This is a genomic window from Neobacillus sp. K501 (assembly GCF_053749995.1).
In genome coordinates this window covers 1-16,671 of sequence record NZ_JBSLYA010000011.1, presented here as the reverse complement: position 1 = coordinate 16,671, position 16,671 = coordinate 1, and the positions used below count along the sequence as shown (strand labels likewise).

The 16,671-nt window shown below is 39.6% G+C and carries 20 protein-coding genes and 1 riboswitch; of the genes, 10 read left to right on the top strand and 10 right to left on the bottom strand.

Annotation, left to right across the window (positions count from 1 at the left end; translation table 11 throughout):
* Nucleotides 1-92 precede the first annotated feature (92 nt).
* The 3 genes from ACWM35_RS20760 (at nt 93) to add (ending at nt 2,091) form a co-directional block, all read left to right on the top strand.
* Nucleotides 93-437 carry a MerR family transcriptional regulator gene (locus ACWM35_RS20760; RefSeq protein WP_454820799.1) on the top strand — a complete coding sequence of 115 codons (345 nt, stop codon included), beginning with the start codon at nt 93-95 and terminating at the stop codon, nt 435-437.
* The gene (locus ACWM35_RS20755; RefSeq protein ID WP_454820798.1) at nt 434-886 is read left to right on the top strand and encodes an SRPBCC family protein; all 453 of its coding nucleotides are present in this window, start codon (nt 434-436) and stop codon (nt 884-886) included. The genes ACWM35_RS20760 and ACWM35_RS20755 overlap by 4 nt, the downstream gene beginning before the upstream one ends.
* Nucleotides 887-941: 55 nt before the next feature.
* Nucleotides 942-1,041: riboswitch (purine riboswitch) on the top strand.
* 54 nt (nt 1,042-1,095) lie between these two features.
* On the top strand, nt 1,096-2,091 hold the full coding sequence (gene add / locus ACWM35_RS20750) for an adenosine deaminase (RefSeq protein WP_454820797.1): 996 nt from the start codon (nt 1,096-1,098) through the stop codon (nt 2,089-2,091).
* Between the two features lie 18 nt (nt 2,092-2,109).
* Here the strand turns inward: add and ACWM35_RS20745 are convergent, their stop codons facing one another.
* The 5 genes from ACWM35_RS20745 to ACWM35_RS20725 all read right to left on the bottom strand — a co-directional run bounded on the left by ACWM35_RS20745 (nt 2,110) and on the right by ACWM35_RS20725 (nt 6,676).
* Nucleotides 2,110-3,183, bottom strand: coding sequence for an ABC transporter substrate-binding protein (locus ACWM35_RS20745; RefSeq protein WP_454820796.1), 1,074 nt, complete (start codon nt 3,181-3,183; stop codon nt 2,110-2,112).
* The gene (locus tag ACWM35_RS20740; RefSeq protein ID WP_454820795.1) at nt 3,180-3,983 is read right to left on the bottom strand and encodes an ABC transporter permease; all 804 of its coding nucleotides are present in this window, start codon (nt 3,981-3,983) and stop codon (nt 3,180-3,182) included. The genes ACWM35_RS20745 and ACWM35_RS20740 overlap by 4 nt, the downstream gene beginning before the upstream one ends.
* Nucleotide 3,984: 1 nt before the next feature.
* Nucleotides 3,985-4,788, bottom strand: a complete 804-nt coding sequence (locus ACWM35_RS20735) for an ABC transporter permease (protein ID WP_454820794.1) — start codon at nt 4,786-4,788, stop codon at nt 3,985-3,987.
* Nucleotides 4,778-5,887 carry an ABC transporter ATP-binding protein gene (locus tag ACWM35_RS20730; RefSeq protein ID WP_454820793.1) on the bottom strand — a complete coding sequence of 370 codons (1,110 nt, stop codon included), beginning with the start codon at nt 5,885-5,887 and terminating at the stop codon, nt 4,778-4,780. The genes ACWM35_RS20735 and ACWM35_RS20730 overlap by 11 nt, the downstream gene beginning before the upstream one ends.
* Nucleotides 5,888-6,073: 186 nt before the next feature.
* A complete protein-coding gene (locus tag ACWM35_RS20725) occupies nt 6,074-6,676 on the bottom strand; it encodes a DedA family protein (protein WP_454820792.1) in 603 nt (200 codons plus the stop codon).
* 197 nt (nt 6,677-6,873) lie between these two features.
* Between ACWM35_RS20725 and ACWM35_RS20720 the strand changes: the two genes are divergently transcribed.
* Nucleotides 6,874-7,704 carry an MBL fold metallo-hydrolase gene (locus tag ACWM35_RS20720; protein ID WP_454820791.1) on the top strand — a complete coding sequence of 277 codons (831 nt, stop codon included), beginning with the start codon at nt 6,874-6,876 and terminating at the stop codon, nt 7,702-7,704.
* A gap of 43 nt (nt 7,705-7,747) precedes the next feature.
* Here ACWM35_RS20720 and ACWM35_RS20715 read toward each other — a convergent pair whose 3' ends face one another.
* From ACWM35_RS20715 to ACWM35_RS20700, 4 genes are all read right to left on the bottom strand, one after another.
* The gene (locus tag ACWM35_RS20715) at nt 7,748-9,616 is read right to left on the bottom strand and encodes a PTS fructose transporter subunit IIABC (protein ID WP_454820790.1); all 1,869 of its coding nucleotides are present in this window, start codon (nt 9,614-9,616) and stop codon (nt 7,748-7,750) included.
* Complete coding sequence (gene pfkB / locus ACWM35_RS20710; protein WP_454820789.1) at nt 9,613-10,536, bottom strand: 1-phosphofructokinase; 924 nt, start codon at nt 10,534-10,536, stop codon at nt 9,613-9,615. The genes ACWM35_RS20715 and pfkB overlap by 4 nt, the downstream gene beginning before the upstream one ends.
* Nucleotides 10,533-11,282: a DeoR/GlpR family DNA-binding transcription regulator gene (locus tag ACWM35_RS20705; RefSeq protein WP_454820788.1), complete on the bottom strand. Its 750-nt coding sequence runs from the start codon at nt 11,280-11,282 to the stop codon at nt 10,533-10,535. The genes pfkB and ACWM35_RS20705 overlap by 4 nt, the downstream gene beginning before the upstream one ends.
* Nucleotides 11,283-11,478: 196 nt before the next feature.
* Nucleotides 11,479-11,622 (bottom strand): hypothetical protein, encoded by a 144-nt coding sequence (locus tag ACWM35_RS20700; RefSeq protein WP_454820787.1) that lies wholly within the window; start codon nt 11,620-11,622, stop codon nt 11,479-11,481.
* Nucleotides 11,623-11,870: 248 nt separating this feature from the next.
* Between ACWM35_RS20700 and ACWM35_RS20695 the strand changes: the two genes are divergently transcribed.
* Together ACWM35_RS20695 and ACWM35_RS20690 are read left to right on the top strand one after the other, a co-directional pair.
* Entirely contained in the window at nt 11,871-12,893 is a 1,023-nt protein-coding gene (locus ACWM35_RS20695) for a phosphatidylglycerol lysyltransferase domain-containing protein (RefSeq protein ID WP_454820786.1), read from the top strand.
* 143 nt (nt 12,894-13,036) lie between these two features.
* Nucleotides 13,037-13,171, top strand: a complete 135-nt coding sequence (locus tag ACWM35_RS20690; protein WP_454820785.1) for a hypothetical protein — start codon at nt 13,037-13,039, stop codon at nt 13,169-13,171.
* A gap of 86 nt (nt 13,172-13,257) precedes the next feature.
* Here ACWM35_RS20690 and ACWM35_RS20685 read toward each other — a convergent pair whose 3' ends face one another.
* Nucleotides 13,258-13,623 carry an SCP2 sterol-binding domain-containing protein gene (locus ACWM35_RS20685; RefSeq protein ID WP_454820784.1) on the bottom strand — a complete coding sequence of 122 codons (366 nt, stop codon included), beginning with the start codon at nt 13,621-13,623 and terminating at the stop codon, nt 13,258-13,260.
* A 164-nt stretch (nt 13,624-13,787) separates the two neighbouring features.
* Here ACWM35_RS20685 and ACWM35_RS20680 point away from each other — a divergent pair, with 164 nt between their 5' ends.
* Genes ACWM35_RS20680 through ACWM35_RS20665 form a run of 4 tightly spaced genes read left to right on the top strand, consistent with a single transcriptional unit; the run spans nt 13,788 to nt 16,216 of the window.
* Complete coding sequence (locus ACWM35_RS20680; RefSeq protein WP_454820783.1) at nt 13,788-14,495, top strand: MOSC domain-containing protein; 708 nt, start codon at nt 13,788-13,790, stop codon at nt 14,493-14,495.
* 12 nt (nt 14,496-14,507) lie between these two features.
* Nucleotides 14,508-15,176 carry an alpha/beta family hydrolase gene (locus ACWM35_RS20675; protein ID WP_454820782.1) on the top strand — a complete coding sequence of 223 codons (669 nt, stop codon included), beginning with the start codon at nt 14,508-14,510 and terminating at the stop codon, nt 15,174-15,176.
* Between the two features lie 33 nt (nt 15,177-15,209).
* Nucleotides 15,210-15,683 (top strand): hypothetical protein, encoded by a 474-nt coding sequence (locus tag ACWM35_RS20670; protein ID WP_454820781.1) that lies wholly within the window; start codon nt 15,210-15,212, stop codon nt 15,681-15,683.
* Nucleotides 15,680-16,216, top strand: coding sequence for a GNAT family N-acetyltransferase (locus tag ACWM35_RS20665; RefSeq protein WP_454820780.1), 537 nt, complete (start codon nt 15,680-15,682; stop codon nt 16,214-16,216). Before ACWM35_RS20670 ends, ACWM35_RS20665 begins: the two co-directional genes overlap by 4 nt.
* The last annotated feature ends 455 nt before the right edge of the window (nt 16,217-16,671 follow it).

Here is a 16,671-nt window from a genome sequence, read left to right as displayed (position 1 = left end):
TTTTAAATCGGATAATGGTAAAAATAAATAGAAAAGAAATAATTGACCGTGTGGTGCACCCCACGGTTTATGATAAAGGCGGAGGGGAGAAAATGTACAAGATTAGTGAATTTGCTGAGATGACGGGATTAAGTAAAGAAACTTTAAGATATTACGCAGAGGTAGGACTACTTGAACCAGCGTACATTCATCCACAGAACAATTACCGCTATTATGATGATGGAAGTTATTTTCTCGCTATCCTCTTAGTGAAACTGCGAAGATTCGGCTTTACGATACAGGAAATGGTTTCTGTCATGGAGGATGAATCCTTCGCGAATTTAGAAGCTTTACTGATCCAAAAACGAGAGAAAATACAGATGCAAATAGAAGAACTTCACCAGAAAACGGAGGAGATCGATGAATTTCTTGCATCAGGGAAGGAGGAATCTGAATGATTCAATGGAAAGAAGAAACGACGATAAAAGCAAATATTGAAACGGTGTGGAGTTTGTTTTTAGATGAAAATATTAAGAAAATAATGCCGAAAGTGGAGGAACATATCTTAATTGAAAAGACGGAAGCAGAAGTCGGAGCCAAGCATCAACAAAAATATCGTGAAGGTAAGCGCGTGGAAACCTACATTGTTGAAACATTAGCATATGAGAATTTACCAAACAAAAAGCTAAAGACCATTCAATTTGTATTGGGAAGAGCTTTTGAAATCAGCTTAACATTTACCTTACTTAAAATTGATGAGACACAGACAAGGTTTATTTATCAAGGGCAGAACAAAGGGGTTAATTTTGTCGGGAGAGCGATGTTGAAGCTTGGCAGTGAAAAGAGTAATAATGTGGTTGTGAAAGAATTTATGCAAAAAGTGGAAGAGGAAGCCTTGCATCTTTAAAAGTGGTCTCCTCTTGACAATGAAAACCCCTTTTACTAATATACTAATATAGCAAGTAAATAAATATAGCATTTTTCGTATAACTCCAATGATATGGTTTGGAGGTCTCTACCAGGAACCAATAATTCCTGATTACGAAGAAGATACAAGATTGTATTTTCTTCGTAATCAGGAATTTTTTTTATGGAAAATTTAGGAGGAATCATAAGATGAATTTTACTCAATTACCAAAAATAGAACTTCACTGCCACTTAGATGGGAGTCTTAGACCGGAAACGATTATAGATATTGCGAAGAGAGCGGGCATTGAACTTCCTTCGTTTGATAAGGAAGAGATTAAAAAGGATCTGATCGCTCCACTGGAATGTGAATCTCTTGATGAGTATTTGAAAAGATTCGCGTTACCGAATGTAGTCATGCAGTCAGAAGAAAATTTAAAAAGAATTACGTTTGAACTTTTTGAAGATGCGGCCAAGGAAAATGTGAAATATATGGAGGTGCGATTTGCTCCATTACTTCATACGGCAAAGGGTTTAACGGTCGAAGAAATCATTCAAAGTGTAATTGATGGGATGAGAGAAGCCGAAGCGCAATTTGATATAAAAGGAAATATCATTCTTTCATGTATGCGAACTATGTCAGCGGAAGATGCATTTGAAGTCGTGGAAAAGGGGAGAGCCTTCCTTGGAAAAGGAGTCGTCGCCATCGATTTATGTGCTTCTGAAGTAGAGGGATTCTGCCATGATTTTGTAGAACCTATCGCTTTAGCGAGAGAGTATGGATACAGAGTTACCATTCATGCAGGAGAAACCGGAATCGGTAAAAATGTTTTAGAAGCGGTTGAGTTGTTAGGGGCAGAAAGAATTGGTCATGGTGTGTTTATCAGGGATTGTGAGGAAGCCTACGACATCGTGAAGGAAAACGGAATTGTCCTTGAAATGTGCCCAACAAGTAATGTTCAAACAAAGGCCGTAAATCAATTAAGTGATCATCCAATCAATGCGTTCCACCAGGATGGAATAAAAGTAACCGTAAATACTGACAATCGAACAGTATCGGATACAACGATGGCGAAGGAATGCGGTTTAGTAAGTGACGAATTCCAAATGAGTGCTGAGGATTATAAGCAAATTTACTTAAATAGCGTGGAAGCAACCTTTGCAGATGAAGCCACGAAAGAGATATTGAAGAGATATATTTTTTAAATAAAAAAATGCACCGCATCATTTGCGGTGCATTTTGAATTGTAGGAATAACTCGTTATAATAGGCAAGATTCTTTTTGCCGAGATTATCGTAGACTTCCAGTTTTTCAGTTAGTTCCGGTGATGGATAGAATCGCTCATCCTCAACGATTTCCTCTGGCAGATAGCTGAGGGCTTCCTTATTAGGTGTCGAGTAGCCAACGTATTCTGTGTTTTGCGCAGCCACCTCAGGATCGAGCATAAAGTTGATAAACTGATGGGCCGCATCAATATTCTTCGCTGTTTTCGGGATGACCATATTATCGAACCAAAGATTCGAGCCTTCCTTTGGGACGACATAATCTAAACTCTCATTCTCCGACATGATTTCCGAAGCATCTCCTGACCATACAAGTCCGACTGAGGCCTCTTGGTTGGCGAGCAACATTTTAATTTCATCGCCGACAATTGCTTTCACATTCGGTGTCAGGGTATCGAGATGCTCCTTTGCCGCTTGTAAATGCTCTTTGTTGGTGTCATTTAGAGAATAACCTAAGCTATTCAGGCCCATGCCAATAACTTCACGGGCACCATCAATTAATAAAATTTCATTTTTCAATGAAGGGTCCCATAAATCATTCCAGCTGGTGATTTTTTTCCCGTCTAGCATTTCAGGATTGTAGACAACCCCGACCGTTCCCCAAAAATAAGGAACAGAATAAAGATTCTTCGGATCAAAGGAAAGATCCATAAATCGTTCATCGATATATTGCAAGTTAGGAAGCTTGGAATGATCCAAAGGAATAAGCAATTTCTCTTTACGCATTTTATCAATCATATATTCAGACGGGACGGCGATATCATAATTGGTGCCGCCTTGTTGGATTTTGGTCATCATCGCTTCATTGGAATCAAATGTTTCATAGATGACTTTAATTCCTGTTTCTTTTTCAAAACGATCGATTAAATCGGTATCAATATAATCGCCCCAGTTATACACGGTTAACGTATTGCCGCCAGAATAGCCTTGAGAGGCGTTCAGCCGCGAAATTGCGAATAATAGAACCGCTGAGGCAACGGCAATCATGATGAAAAGCCGAACTAGTTTGTTCATTTGCGAACCCCCATTCCATTAGGCTTGTTGCGCTGGGTAATGAAGTAGTAAATGACAACAAGCATCATTGTGAATAGGAAAAGCAAGGCAGACAAGGCATTAATATTGAGGGCAATTCCCCGACGGGCTAAGGAATAGATTTCAACGGAAAGGGTTGAAAATCCATTGCCCGTTACGAAAAACGTAACAGCGAAATCATCGAATGAGTACGTTAACGCCATAAAGAAACCAGCAAAAATTCCCGGAGTGATATACGGGAGAATAACCTTGGTCAGCACATCTAAGGAGCTTGCGCCAAGGTCACGGGCCGCATCAATTAATGTTGGACTCATTTCCGATAGTTTTGGCAGTACCATTAGAACAACAATCGGAATACTAAAGGCGATATGGGATAATAACACGGAATAGAAGCCCAGCTTAATTCCAGCCATCGTGAACAAAATTAAGAACGAAGCACCGATGATGACATCAGGACTAACGATCAAGACATTGTTTAATGAAAGCAGCGTGTTTTTCGTTTGTCTTTTTTTAGCATTATGAATCGCCAAAGCTCCAAGGACGCCGATCACTGTTGAGATGAGTGCAGATAATAACGCAACCACCAGCGTATTCAGGACGATAATTAATAGCCGAGTATCTTGGAATAGCTCTCGATACCAATCAAGGGAAAATCCTTCAAAGTCATACATCGTGTCCCCACTATTAAAGGAGTAAAAAACTAGAAAGAATATCGGTGCATAAAGGATAAAAAAGATCAGCAGCAAAAACAACTTTGATATTGGCGTTATTTTTCGATCCATCTTACACACCTCGCTTTCTAGTATTGGTTACAAACATGATCAACACCATAATAATGATTAAAAAGACGGCAATCGTTGCTCCCATGCCCCAGTCTTGTGTGACCAAGAAGTGCTGTTCTATGGCGGTACCCAGAGTGATAACACGGTTTCCTGCAATTAATCGTGTCAGCATGAACAAGGAAAGTGCCGGAATGAACACGACTTGGCAACCAGATTTCACCCCATCTAGCGTCAAGGGAAAAATAACCCGGCGGAACGTCATCAAGCGCGTTGCCCCAAGATCATTAGCTGCATCGATCAATGTTGGATTTAGTTCATTTAACGCATTAAAGATTGGTAGAATCATAAACGGGATAAAAATATAAACCGATACAAAGATAAAGCTGAAATCAGTAAACAAAATCTGTTTGGAGCCAATTCCGATGACCTCTAAAAAGCTGTTCGCAATTCCATAGGTACCAAAGATACCAAGAAAGGCGTAGGCTTTTAACAATAAATTAATCCATGAAGGAACAATAATTAATAAGAGCCAAAGCTGTTTATGACGAGTTTTCGTTAATAAATAGGCAGTCGGATAGGAGACCAGTAAGGAAATCGCGGTAATTAAAAAAGCATACCAAAACGAGCTTAAGGTCATTTTTAAATAAACGGGTGTGAAAAACTTTTGATAGTTTTCAAACGAGAAATTTCCTTCAATTGAAAAGAAGGAATAATAGAGTACAAGGGCAATAGGCGCAATAACAAATAGTAGAATCCAAACGAGATAGGGGATTCGATATAGGTTTTGGGTCCATTTATTCTCCATCTTTATTTCCATCCGTATACGTTTCTAAGCGGCGGTCAAATTCTTCTTCTGTTTCCCCAATGCGCATGACATGAATCGCTTCTTGGTCAAAATAAAGCCCGATTTCAGCGCCGACAGTTGCCTTTTTCGTTGAATGGACAAGCCACTCATTCCCGTCTTTATCATAGCAGCAGATTTCATAGTGCACACCGCGGAATAATTGTGAATCAACCCGCACCTGGAGCTTGCCGCGCTCTAAGGTTGTGATTTCTAAATCCTCCGGACGAATGACAATCTCAACCGGTTCATTCGGGTGAAAGCCTTTGTCGACACACTCAAACTGTCTGCCCACAAATTCAACGTGATAGTCGTTCAGCATTTTTCCGTTGACAATATTCGATTCGCCAATAAAATCCGCGACAAAGCGGTTAATCGGCTCGTCATAAATATCGATTGGTGTGCCGCTCTGCTGAATTTTTCCTTTATTAAGGACAAAAATTTCATCAGACATCGCGAGTGCTTCTTCTTGATCATGGGTGACGAAAATAAAGGTAATCCCAAGTCGACGCTGGAGTTCACGTAATTCATACTGCATTTCGGTCCGCAGCTTTAAATCGAGTGCTGACAATGGTTCATCGAGGAGAATGACCTCGGGTTCGTTGACAATCGCCCGGGCAATTGCGACTCGCTGTCTTTGACCGCCAGACATATCTCTGATTTCGCGGTTTTCATAGCCTTCAAGGTTAACGAAGCTGAGTGCTTCTTTCACCATCGCCTTGATGTCGGCATTCTTCATCTTTTTGATTCGAAGTCCAAAGGCAACATTTTCAAATACATTTAAATGAGGGAAAAGGGCATAATCTTGGAAAACGGTATTTACCTGGCGTTTATTGGCAGGGACCTCATTGATTTTCTTTCCATTAAAATAGATTTCTCCAGAAGTTGCTTCTGTAAATCCTGCGATCAAACGTAGAATCGTCGTTTTTCCGCAGCCTGAAGGGCCAAGAAGGGTATAAAATTTTCCCCGTTCAATTTCTAGGCTGACGTCGTCAAGAACAACGGGATCGTTGTCATATTGTTTGGTTACATTTTTAAAATGTATGATTGTGGCATTTGTCATTATGTTGCCTCCTTTTCTCTTCATTTAACTTGCTTTATCGAAGGAAATCCTCGTGATTTAAGGTAGATTCGGAACAATTATACATGAATCGAGGTAAAATTCAATCATCTCTGCGATAACGGTCAAATTTTGTAATAAAAAAGCCCAATTCCCCAAACATATCGGGAAATTGGGCTTACATCATACCTATTTCTTTTTTCTAATAAATAGTACGATGAACACAACAGCAAGCGCTGCTAAACCTATATACACAACATTGGAGTAAACATCCATATAACCAACAATGGTTTCCCAAGAGTCTCCAACGGCGGCACCAATACTTACAAGAACCGCATTCCAAATGAACGTCCCTAACGTCGATAATAATAGAAATACACCAAAGTTCATTTTGGCCATTCCTGCAGGCAGAGAAATTAAACTTCTAATTAATGGGATAAAGCGGCAAAAGAAGACGGTCCATACTCCAAATTTCGCAAACCAATCGTTTGCTTTATGAACATCATTTTTCGTTAGTCTGAGGATCCGACCATATTTCTCAACGATATTTTCAATTCGCTTTAAATCTATGAGATATCCAATTCCATAAAGAATGATCGCCCCAAGCACAGATCCAATTGTGGAAGTAATGATGACCCCAATAACTGTCAAATTTGTATGTGTCGTCATATACCCGCCAAACGTTAAAATAACCTCTGAAGGAATCGGAGGAAATAAATTCTCCACCATAATCAATAAGAAAATCCCGAGATACCCAAATTGCTCCATTACATTAATAATCAAATTTTCCATTACAATTTCTCCATACTGAATTCTATTTCTATTAAATAATTATTTTACCTAATTTCATTACTTTTATCCAATCATCTACCATGCTAACTATGTTGAGTAGTCAACTTACTTTCTCGCTATCTCAAAAATATAACAATGAATAACCATTCATTTTGTGTTAATATTTAACAAAGGTGGTTAAGTGGAGGGGAACGCGGATGAGGGCTAAGAAGAAGTTTATCCAGCAGACAATTAATGGAGTTCAAATTGGGGAAGGGTCTGTAGCATTACCTGGGGTTAGTTTAAATGTTCGTTGCTTTGTCGTGGATGGGGTATTAATTGATACCGGAGCAAAATCAATCGAAACAGAATTTATCCCATTTTTTAAACAACAGGATCTCGATCAAGTAGTGATTACCCATTTTCATGAAGATCATACAGGCTGTGCGGCTTTTTTACAAAAAGAACGGCAGCTGCCGATTTATATGAGTGAAATTATGTTAGAGTATTGTCAGAAAAAGCCTGATTATCCCCTGTATCGAAAGTTGTTCTGGGGTAAGCGGAGCCCGTTCCATGCGAAGCCAATTGGCAAAACCTTTCAATCTCGTAAGGCAATTTGGGACGTAATTGAAACCCCTGGTCATGCGATTGATCATTTAGCATTTTTAAATCGAGAAACTGGCCAGCTTTTTACAGGAGATTTGTATTGTCAGGAAAAGACGAAGGTGGTTTTACGTGAAGAAAGCATGCCATCGATGATTGCATCGTTAAAGAGAGTCTTAACCTATGATTTTGGGGATGTGTTTTGCTGCCATGCTGGCTATTTAGAGGATGGACGTGCAGCTTTACAAAGAAAGCTAGATTACTTGTCAGATCTCCAAGGAAAAATCATCAAGCTTCACGAAGAGGGACAATCACCAAGTCAAATTACCACAACACTTTTTCCAAAAAAATATCCCATCACCTTTCTTTCCTCGAGGGAATGGGACTCCTCGCATATCATCCATTCGATTATTCAAGAGCATCAGAGAAATTCAAACGTGGTATAAAATAAGCCCAATTCCTTCGAGGAAGGAAATTGGGCTTTTCTACTTATTCTGTTACTGGCTTTTTCAATACACCCATTAATAATGCAGAGATAATCGCACCGATGACAACGGCTAACAGATAAAGCAACCAGCTGCCGTCCACGAGCGGGATGACGAATACTCCGCCGTGTGGAGCACGAAGACCAATACTGAACATCATCGATAAGGCACCGGCAACGGCAGAACCAACCATAATGGAAGGGATGACGCGAAGTGGATCTGCTGCTGCAAATGGAATCGCTCCTTCTGTAATAAAGGATAATCCCATAATATAGTTTACTTTACCTGCTTCTTGATCCTGTTTGCTGAATTTTTTCTTGAATAACGTAGTAGCAAGGGCAATTCCTAGTGGAGGAACCATTCCAGCTGCCATAATCGCCGCCATTGGTTCGAAAACACCATTGGCCAAAAGCCCAGTTCCGAATACATAAGCGGCCTTGTTGACTGGCCCACCCATGTCAAAAGCCATCATTAATCCCAAAATAATCCCAAGTAGAATGGCATTTCCTGTTCCAAGGCCTGATAACCATTCAGAAATCGCTGTATTTAATGCGCCAACTGGCTTATTAATAACAAATAGCATGATAAATCCGGTTATTGCAATACCTAATAATGGATATAATAAGATCGTTTTAATTCCTTCTAAAGATGAAGGCATTCCCGCAAATACTTTCTTTAATCCAACTACGATATAGCCTGCTAAGAAACCTGCAACAAGTCCACCTAAGAAACCAGCGCCACCGCTAGTAGCTAGCATACCTCCTACCATACCTGCTGCAAAACCAGGACGGTCAGCAATACTCATCGCAATAAATCCTGCTAATACTGGAACCATTAATGCAAAGGCATTTCCACCGCCAATTGTCATTAACGCTTCAGCGATAGGGTGATAGGTAGGATCATCAGGCTTGAAGGCATTAAAGCCGAACATGAAGCAGATAGCGATTAAAATACCACCTCCGACAACGAACGGAAGCATGTTGGAAACACCGCTCATTAAGTGCTTATAAATTGTAGCTCCGACACCTCTGCCAGATTGTTCGCTTTGATTACTAGATCCAGTTCCACGATAGATTGGCGCATCTTGCTTTAATGCTCTTTCAATGAGCTGCTGTGGTTTGCGAATTCCATCTGCAACCGCTGCTTCAATGACATGCTTGCCATTAAAACGATTCATTTCAACCTTTGTATCTGCAGCAACAATGACAGCGACAGCGTTTTCAATTTCTGAAGCAGTCAGCACGTTTTTAGCGCCACCGGATCCGTTAGTCTCTACCTTGATTTCGACACCCATTTCTGCTGCTTTTGCTTTTAAAGAGTCAGCAGACATGTACGTATGAGCAATTCCTGTTGGACAGGCAGTGACTGCAACGATAAATTGTTTCTTCCCTGACATGGACTGAGTTTCTTCTTTTTCATCATTGTCATAGCTGTCGATAATCTTTAATACTTCGTTTGCAGAAGCTGCCGCTAAAAGTTGGTTACGAACTTCTTCTTTTAAAAGAATCGTAGATAGACGAGATAGTGCTTCTAAATGAGTATTGTTTGCCCCTTCGGGAGCGGCAATCATAAAGAATAAATGGGATGGTTGACCATCAAGTGATTCATAGTTTACTCCTGCCTTAGATCGACCAAAGGCAATCGCTGCTTGCTTTACTGCAGATGTTTTGGCGTGAGGGATTGCAATCCCTTCGCCAATACCGGTTGTACTTTGTTCTTCTCTCTTTAAAATCGCTTTTTTAAATTCCGAGCGATTTGTTAATTTTCCTGCAGCATCTAATACCGATACTAATTCTTCAATGGCATCTGCTTTTTGAGTACTTTTTAATGAAAGATTGATCGTAGCTTTCGTTAATAACTCAGTAATTCTCATCTTGATTCCCCCTTAATTTCTAATGTTACTTGTGGTAATAAACTTTCCATTTTTTCACGAGAGCATAAGCCGATCGAGAAAGCAGTAGCACTTCCAGCTGCAACACTGAATCGAAATGCTTCTTCAATGGATTTTGTTTTTTTATAAGTTGCAATAAAACCTGCTACCATGGAATCTCCTGCCCCAACGGAGCTTTTCACTTCTCCCTTAGGAACAGTGGCAATGATGGCGATGTCCTTATTAATGAGGACAGCTCCATTTCCAGCCAGAGAAACAATCACATTTTGAGCTCCTTGTTTAATAAGCTCTTGACCATACGGGATGACTTCTTCACAGGTATTGATTTCTGTGTCAAATAAATCTCCAAGCTCATGGTGATTTGGTTTGATGAGGAATGGCCTTAATGGGAGTACCTTCTTTAATAATTCTCCTTCAGCATCCACAACAAACTTTGTTCCATTTTCATTGCATATTTTTACAAGCTCTTCATACGTACTTGCCGGCATTGTAGAAGGAATGCTTCCAGCTAATACAAGAATGTCTTCGCTTGTCAGTGCACGGATTTTTGTCTTTAATGTTTCGAAATTCTCTTTTGTAATGTTAGGACCTTTTGCATTAATTTCTGTTTCATTTTCAGACTTTAGCTTTACGTTAATTCTAGTATCCTCGTTCACTCTGACAAAATCTGTTTGGATTTCAAGTGAATGTAAGAAACTTTCTATATAATCACCGGTAAATCCACCTATGAAACCAAGTGCTTTACTGTCAACGTCTAATCGTTTGAGTACTTGGGAGACGTTGATTCCTTTTCCGCCAGGAAATTTAGATTCATTCTTTGTTCGGTTTAATTCGCCAAGCGAGACTTGATCAAGTTCAACGATGTAATCAAGTGATGGATTTAAAGTTAATGTATAGATCATGAGGTAACCACCTTAATTTTTGTCTTACTATGGAATTGCTCCTTCATATCAGTGTCTAACTCACTGGTAATAATGGTTGCCAGATGAAGATCTGCTATCTTGGCAAAAGCAATTTCCGAAAATTTGGATTCGTCTGCTACTATAAAGGCCTCACGCGTTAATGAGATGGCCAGTTGTTTAATCATCGCTTCTTCGGGATCCGGTGTTGTATAGCCAAACTGGGGATGAATCCCGTTTACTCCCAAAAAGCATTTATCAAAGCGATAATGCTCCAGACTGTCTAATGCCCCGCGGCCGATCATGGCTTTGGTTGTCGGCTTTGCATAGCCACCGATTAAAAAGGTTTTAATGTTTTTTTCTAGCAACTCGTTTACATGTGTAAGACCATTAGTAACTACTACGATATTTTCAGGAAGAAATGGAATGATTTCATAAACCGTTGATCCTGCGTCTAAATAGATACAATCGCCTTCTTCCACTAAACCTCCAGCATATTGAGCGATTTGACGTTTTACTTGAAGGTTTTTGGAAGATTTCTCAGTCATGCTTGGTTCTTGAAGTTTCCCCTGGAGCCTTGCAGCACCGCCATGCACTCTTTTTAAAAATTTCCCTTGTTCTAATTGTATGAGATCACGGCGAATCGTCGATTCAGACGAATCGGTTAATTCAACGAGTTCCTGAAGTTTAACTGAATTCTTTACCTTCAGTGCTTCTAAAATTATTTGATGGCGTTCGGGCTCTAACAAACGATCACCTCCTAAAACGCTTTCATTTCTATTGATTGATTTCATTTTACAGCCAAAAGACCTAAAAATCAATCATAAAATTTCAAAAACATTCAATTACATTCAATTACATTCACAAAACTTCACGATATTGACTAATTTTTTGTGAAAGTAATGAAAGAAGCAACGCCGCAAAGCGTTGCTCTTGTTAATAGGATTATTTTTTTCTATTTGCTTGCTGAATAGCCACATGTTTCGGTCTATTCGGGTAGGAAGTCTTACCTGAATCGTCTGGCCCAGTAAGGGTATTCCTTTGATCTAGAACATTGCCGTTATACTCAATCGGATTTTTATTTGCCATTGTGTCACCTCCATCTATTAGTTTGGATGAAAAAAAAAAGCTAATTCTCGATTTTAGTCATTTCGCAAATTGGAAAAGAATTTTTATGTTTCTTCACTAGCGTTTATGGTATCTTTATTGAGGATGAATTCTTAACAGGGGGTATCTGCTGTTTTATGTTAGCTACTAATTTCATTTATTTATATATTTTCCTATTTGTCTGTGGCATTATTTATTTTCAATATAGGAATAATCAGGATTTATCTCCAATGGACATAGACATCCAATTGGATAAAATTCTCGCCTTTTTAATTGCCAATGGCGGTAATCATATTTCGCATTTAATCCTATTGCAAGATAAAGATGTGTACTGGGCTCAAGAAGAAAAAGTTTTGATTGTTTATAAAAAAATAGGCAACAAACTGATTGTGCTCGGTGACCCAATTGGTGAAGAAAAATGGATTCATGCCGCGATTAAAGAATTTAATGAATATAGTGAAACAAGAGGGTTAAAACCGGTATTTTATCAAATAAGTCCTCAAAACATGCATTACTATCACGAAACAGGTTTTCGCTTTCTAAAGTTAGGGGAAGAGGGTACTGTTAATTTGTCCAACTTTACGTTAGAAGGTAAACAAGGTGCCAAATTACGGACAAGGCTAAATAAATTTACTCGGAACAATTTCACATTCTCAGTTATTCAACCGCCTTATTCTCAGGATCTTCTTAAAGAGCTACGGGAAATTTCTGATTCATGGCTTGGAAACCAGAAGGAGAAAGGTTTCTCGGTCGTTTCTTTCAGTGAGGAATATGTATCCAACTTTCCGATTGCACTTTTATCAGATCAGAACGGACAGATCATGGCCTTTGCATCCTTAGCGACAGATTACAAAGCATCGATTGCAATTGATTTGATGAGGAAAATTGCTAATGCTCCTCATGGAACGATGGATGTGTTATTTATCCACATTTTTAAATGGGCAAAAGAAAGAGGTTATCATAGCTGCAGTTTAGGTATGGCACCACTGTCCAATGTAGGAGAATGCAAACATTCTTTCATGAGTGAAAAATTAATTCGCATGGCCTATCAACATGGTAATTCACTCTATAATTTCAAAGGTCTAAAAGAATTTAAGAGCAAATTTGCCTGCGGCTGGGAACCAAAGTATTTAGCCTATAAAAAAACGTTGCTTCCAGTTGTTTTACTTCAATTAGTATTACTCATCAACAGTCAGCCGCATCCGAAATATGTGGTGAAAAAAATCAAATATTTATTTAGTAAGGCAGGTTAAGGATTGCTATTTTTCACCAGTCCTTTTCTCCTTTATATCGGAATAGTTAGTGAACTACAGAGCATTCTAAGGATAGCTACGGTTAAGATGTTTCTTAACCGGTAGCTATTATCATGATGAATACATAAAAAGGAGCCGAGGCAATGACAAACCGTAATGACAACCGAAACCAGCCCCATACTGGAGGAAGTAAAGCAGATACGGAGTTTGGAGCAGAGACAGGGCTTAGCAAGAAAGCAAGAAAACAAGCAGCAAGGGAAAGCAGGAAGAATAAGTAGAAAAAGCATGGCCATGTCGAGAGGACATGGCTATTTGTTTGTGAAATAAAGAGGACGAAATCACGGGTGATTTCGTCCTCTACTTATTAAAATGGTTCTCGAATATTGTAGGCTCGAAGTATCGTTTCAATCCTCATCGCTGTACTGAGATTCCCTAATACTCGAACTTTACCGGTCAGTAATGCCATCGTGCCGCTTTGTTTTCCTAAAACAAATTTTTTGAAGTTGTCATACGACAATTGCATTGTACAGTGGGGAGTGGTTGTTACCCCTTCTTTAATCGTCAACGTTCCATCTTTAAAAAAATGTTGGTATGTTCCGTTTTCTTCCCCGAGAACATCATACTGAACAACCGCGTTAAAGCCTTGAATTGGTCTTGGGTTTGCATTGAAAATCTCTTCAATTCGATTCATCAAATCTGCTAAAGCATACTCTTTTATTGCTTTGCTCATGAACATAACCCCCTTAGTATGAAAATATTTCCTATAATTTAATAATACTAGCAGCTACGAAAATAAGAGAGTGAAATCTTTTTGAACTTTTTCGATTGTTCATTGTTTTAGGAAAATTACTCAAATTTGATATAATAAAATTAATAGTCTGGGAGGGGAATAAGATGGACTTTTTATTAAAAGAAGTTTTTACTGGTTTGCCGAAAACGGTTGGTACAAAGACGGCGGCAAATCCAATGGAACGGGAATGGACGAGTGGAATATTTAAAGAGCCAGTGGAAGGACACGTCTGGCTTAGCAAAACCAAATTAGCAGGTGATGGCCAAGCGGATCTGGAGAATCATGGCGGGCTTGAAAAAGCCGTTTTTGCTTATCCACTTGAACACTATCGCTACTGGCAACAGGAACATGGGATATCTGAGATTGCTTCAGGCGGTATGGGTGAAAACTTTGTTATTGACCATATAAATGAAGGAATGATTTCGATTGGTGACACCTTTCAAATTGGCGAGGCGGTGGTCCAAGTATCCCAGCCAAGACAACCCTGTTGGAAGCCAGCGCGTCGTTTCCAAACCAAAAACCTAGCGCTGTTAATCCAAAATACTGGTCGAACCGGTTGGTATTTTCGTGTTTTAAAAGAGGGGAATGTTGAAGCAGGCATGCCGCTGTTGCTGGTGGATCGTCCATACCCGCAATGGACCATCGAAAAATGCAATGAAGTTTTACATACGAAAACGCCGAATCTTGAGGAAATGCGTGAGCTTGCCGCCTGTGAATTCTTGGCACCAAAATTAAGAGATACGTTAGAAAAACGGATAAAGACGAGAGAAACTCCGAATATAAAAAAACGAGTTTATGGACCTAATGAATAAGGGGTGAACACGATGTATCAAATTTTTGAAAAGGAATTGGTACGAAATGAATTTTCAACCATTCCTTATCAGTTATTCAGAGGCGGAAATCCTAATAAAACCCTTTGTATCATGCTTCCAGGGCTTGGTTATACCACTCAGCGCCCGCTTTTTCATTATGCAACTGGAGTGTGCATGAAACATGAAGTTGATATTCTCCATGTGAATTATCAGTTTGTGAAAAATGAACATTTTTCCAAGCTTAGCGAACTAGAACAAGAACGGTGGATGTATGAGGATGTAAAGGCAGTTTTGGATGATGTTTTAGAAGAAAACGTTTATGAACAATGTTTTCTTCTAAGTAAGTCGATTGGTACAATCCCAATGGCGATGGAATGGAAAGCGGGACATATTAATCAAATCGCTTTTGGGATTTGGCTGACACCATTGATCAAAGATGACAACGTTTACGAGGCACTTTTGAATACGGAAATACCATCCCTTTGTGTCATCGGAGACCATGATCATCATTTCTTGGAAGAACGAATTTCTTCTTTGAAAAATAATCCACTGATCAGCACGATCCTGATCCCAAATGCCGATCATGGTTTAGAAGTTAAAGGTGATCTAGCTGATACATTGGAAGCTATTATGGTGGTTATGAAAAGTATTGAGGATTTTATGGGTTTACATGAACTCTAACCACTGAATTGGATGGGAAGGGGAGTTGGACAGATGTTATCTTTTGAGGATAAGAAGGCTATTTTTCGATCATTTAATTTAGTAGAAAAGCAAATTAGTAATGGAAGAGTTAGTTATGTTTATCCGGAAAGTAAACAAAGGGGACAGGTTCTGGCAACGCAATTACATCCAAGTGGGAACGGCTACGTGATCGGAAAGTATATGTTGGAAGAAACAATTAGAGAAAATGAGTATAAGGTTGATGCTCGGGGCTGGATTTCAATCAGAGAGTTTTCAGAGGATGCACTTGTGAAAGTGATTTCTCAGGCGAAACAGTCGATGTCAGGACTTGAGGATGAGGGGCCAACGTTATCTGAGGAGAAAATACTTCAGGATGAGGCTGCAAAGTTTTCTGAGAAAAAGATAGAAATAAGCTGTTTCCAAGACTGGGTTAATCTTAACAATGCTTTGTTAGAACTCGGATTATTGATTTGGAAACTTACGTTGAGGAGAGGGAGATTACGATGATAAAAGGCGAAAATATTTACATAAGACCATTTACGACGGAAGATGCTGCAAGTTTACTAGAATTGCAGTTGAAAAACCGTGATTTTTTTCAAAAATTTGCGATGGACCGTACCGAAGAGTTTTATACACTCGATACCCAGTTGAAGCGGATTAAGCAGTCGGAAGCTGATCGAAAAAACGATGAGGGCTATAACTTTGGCATTTTTAAACATGATGGCACTTTAATTGGGACGATTAATCTCTTTCAAGTATTACGCGGCGCCATTCAAGGTGCGTTCATCGGGTATTTTTTAGATCAAGAACATAACGGAAAAGGCTACACAACCGAAGCGGCGAAGCTATTGGTCAACTATGCGTTTCATGATTTAAAGCTGCATCGAATCGAAGCGGGGGTCATGCCGCATAATATCGGATCGATTCGCGTGCTTGAAAAAGCAGGTTTTCATAAAGAAGGAATCTCCGTTAAGAATGTGAAGATTAACGGAAAGTGGGAAGACCATCAGATGTTAGCGATTATTAATCCGAATGACTAATTGAAGTTATGCAGAAGGGGTCTACTACGTGCCCGAGGATTGGCGAAAATGGATTTCACGGTCACGTAAAGAGGGGATAGGTGACCGAGGATTGGTAAAAATGATTTTGCTGGTCACGTAAAGGGCCCCTACGTGCCCAAGGATAGAAATAATTCGTATAACCGGTCACGTAAAATGATTCATAATGCCCGAACCCCGAAAGACAAAGATGAACCGGTCATTATGAGAGGTGCATAATGCCCGAACCCCGAAAGGCAAAGATGAACCGGTCATTATGAGAGGTCCATAATGCCCGAACCCCGAAAGGCAAAGATGAACCGGTCATTATGAGAGGTCCATAATGCCCGAATCAAGAAAGACAAAGATGAACCGGTCATTATGAGAGGTCCATAATGCCCGAAACCCGAAAGACAAAGATGAACCGGTCATTATGAGAGGTCCATAATGCCCGAACC

Coding starts and splice junctions, on each gene's coding strand:
- ACWM35_RS20760 (WP_454820799.1), top strand. CDS start 93: ATGTACAAGATTAGTGAATTTGCTGAGATGACGGGATTAAGTAAAGAA.
- ACWM35_RS20755 (WP_454820798.1), top strand. CDS start 434: ATGATTCAATGGAAAGAAGAAACGACGATAAAAGCAAATATTGAAACG.
- add (WP_454820797.1), top strand. CDS start 1,096: ATGAATTTTACTCAATTACCAAAAATAGAACTTCACTGCCACTTAGAT.
- ACWM35_RS20745 (WP_454820796.1), bottom strand. CDS start 3,183: ATGAACAAACTAGTTCGGCTTTTCATCATGATTGCCGTTGCCTCAGCG.
- ACWM35_RS20740 (WP_454820795.1), bottom strand. CDS start 3,983: ATGGATCGAAAAATAACGCCAATATCAAAGTTGTTTTTGCTGCTGATC.
- ACWM35_RS20735 (WP_454820794.1), bottom strand. CDS start 4,788: ATGGAGAATAAATGGACCCAAAACCTATATCGAATCCCCTATCTCGTT.
- ACWM35_RS20730 (WP_454820793.1), bottom strand. CDS start 5,887: ATGACAAATGCCACAATCATACATTTTAAAAATGTAACCAAACAATAT.
- ACWM35_RS20725 (WP_454820792.1), bottom strand. CDS start 6,676: ATGGAAAATTTGATTATTAATGTAATGGAGCAATTTGGGTATCTCGGG.
- ACWM35_RS20720 (WP_454820791.1), top strand. CDS start 6,874: ATGAGGGCTAAGAAGAAGTTTATCCAGCAGACAATTAATGGAGTTCAA.
- ACWM35_RS20715 (WP_454820790.1), bottom strand. CDS start 9,616: ATGAGAATTACTGAGTTATTAACGAAAGCTACGATCAATCTTTCATTA.
- pfkB (WP_454820789.1), bottom strand. CDS start 10,536: ATGATCTATACATTAACTTTAAATCCATCACTTGATTACATCGTTGAA.
- ACWM35_RS20700 (WP_454820787.1), bottom strand. CDS start 11,622: ATGGCAAATAAAAATCCGATTGAGTATAACGGCAATGTTCTAGATCAA.
- ACWM35_RS20695 (WP_454820786.1), top strand. CDS start 11,871: ATGGACATAGACATCCAATTGGATAAAATTCTCGCCTTTTTAATTGCC.
- ACWM35_RS20690 (WP_454820785.1), top strand. CDS start 13,037: ATGACAAACCGTAATGACAACCGAAACCAGCCCCATACTGGAGGAAGT.
- ACWM35_RS20685 (WP_454820784.1), bottom strand. CDS start 13,623: ATGAGCAAAGCAATAAAAGAGTATGCTTTAGCAGATTTGATGAATCGA.
- ACWM35_RS20680 (WP_454820783.1), top strand. CDS start 13,788: ATGGACTTTTTATTAAAAGAAGTTTTTACTGGTTTGCCGAAAACGGTT.
- ACWM35_RS20675 (WP_454820782.1), top strand. CDS start 14,508: ATGTATCAAATTTTTGAAAAGGAATTGGTACGAAATGAATTTTCAACC.
- ACWM35_RS20670 (WP_454820781.1), top strand. CDS start 15,210: ATGTTATCTTTTGAGGATAAGAAGGCTATTTTTCGATCATTTAATTTA.
- ACWM35_RS20665 (WP_454820780.1), top strand. CDS start 15,680: ATGATAAAAGGCGAAAATATTTACATAAGACCATTTACGACGGAAGAT.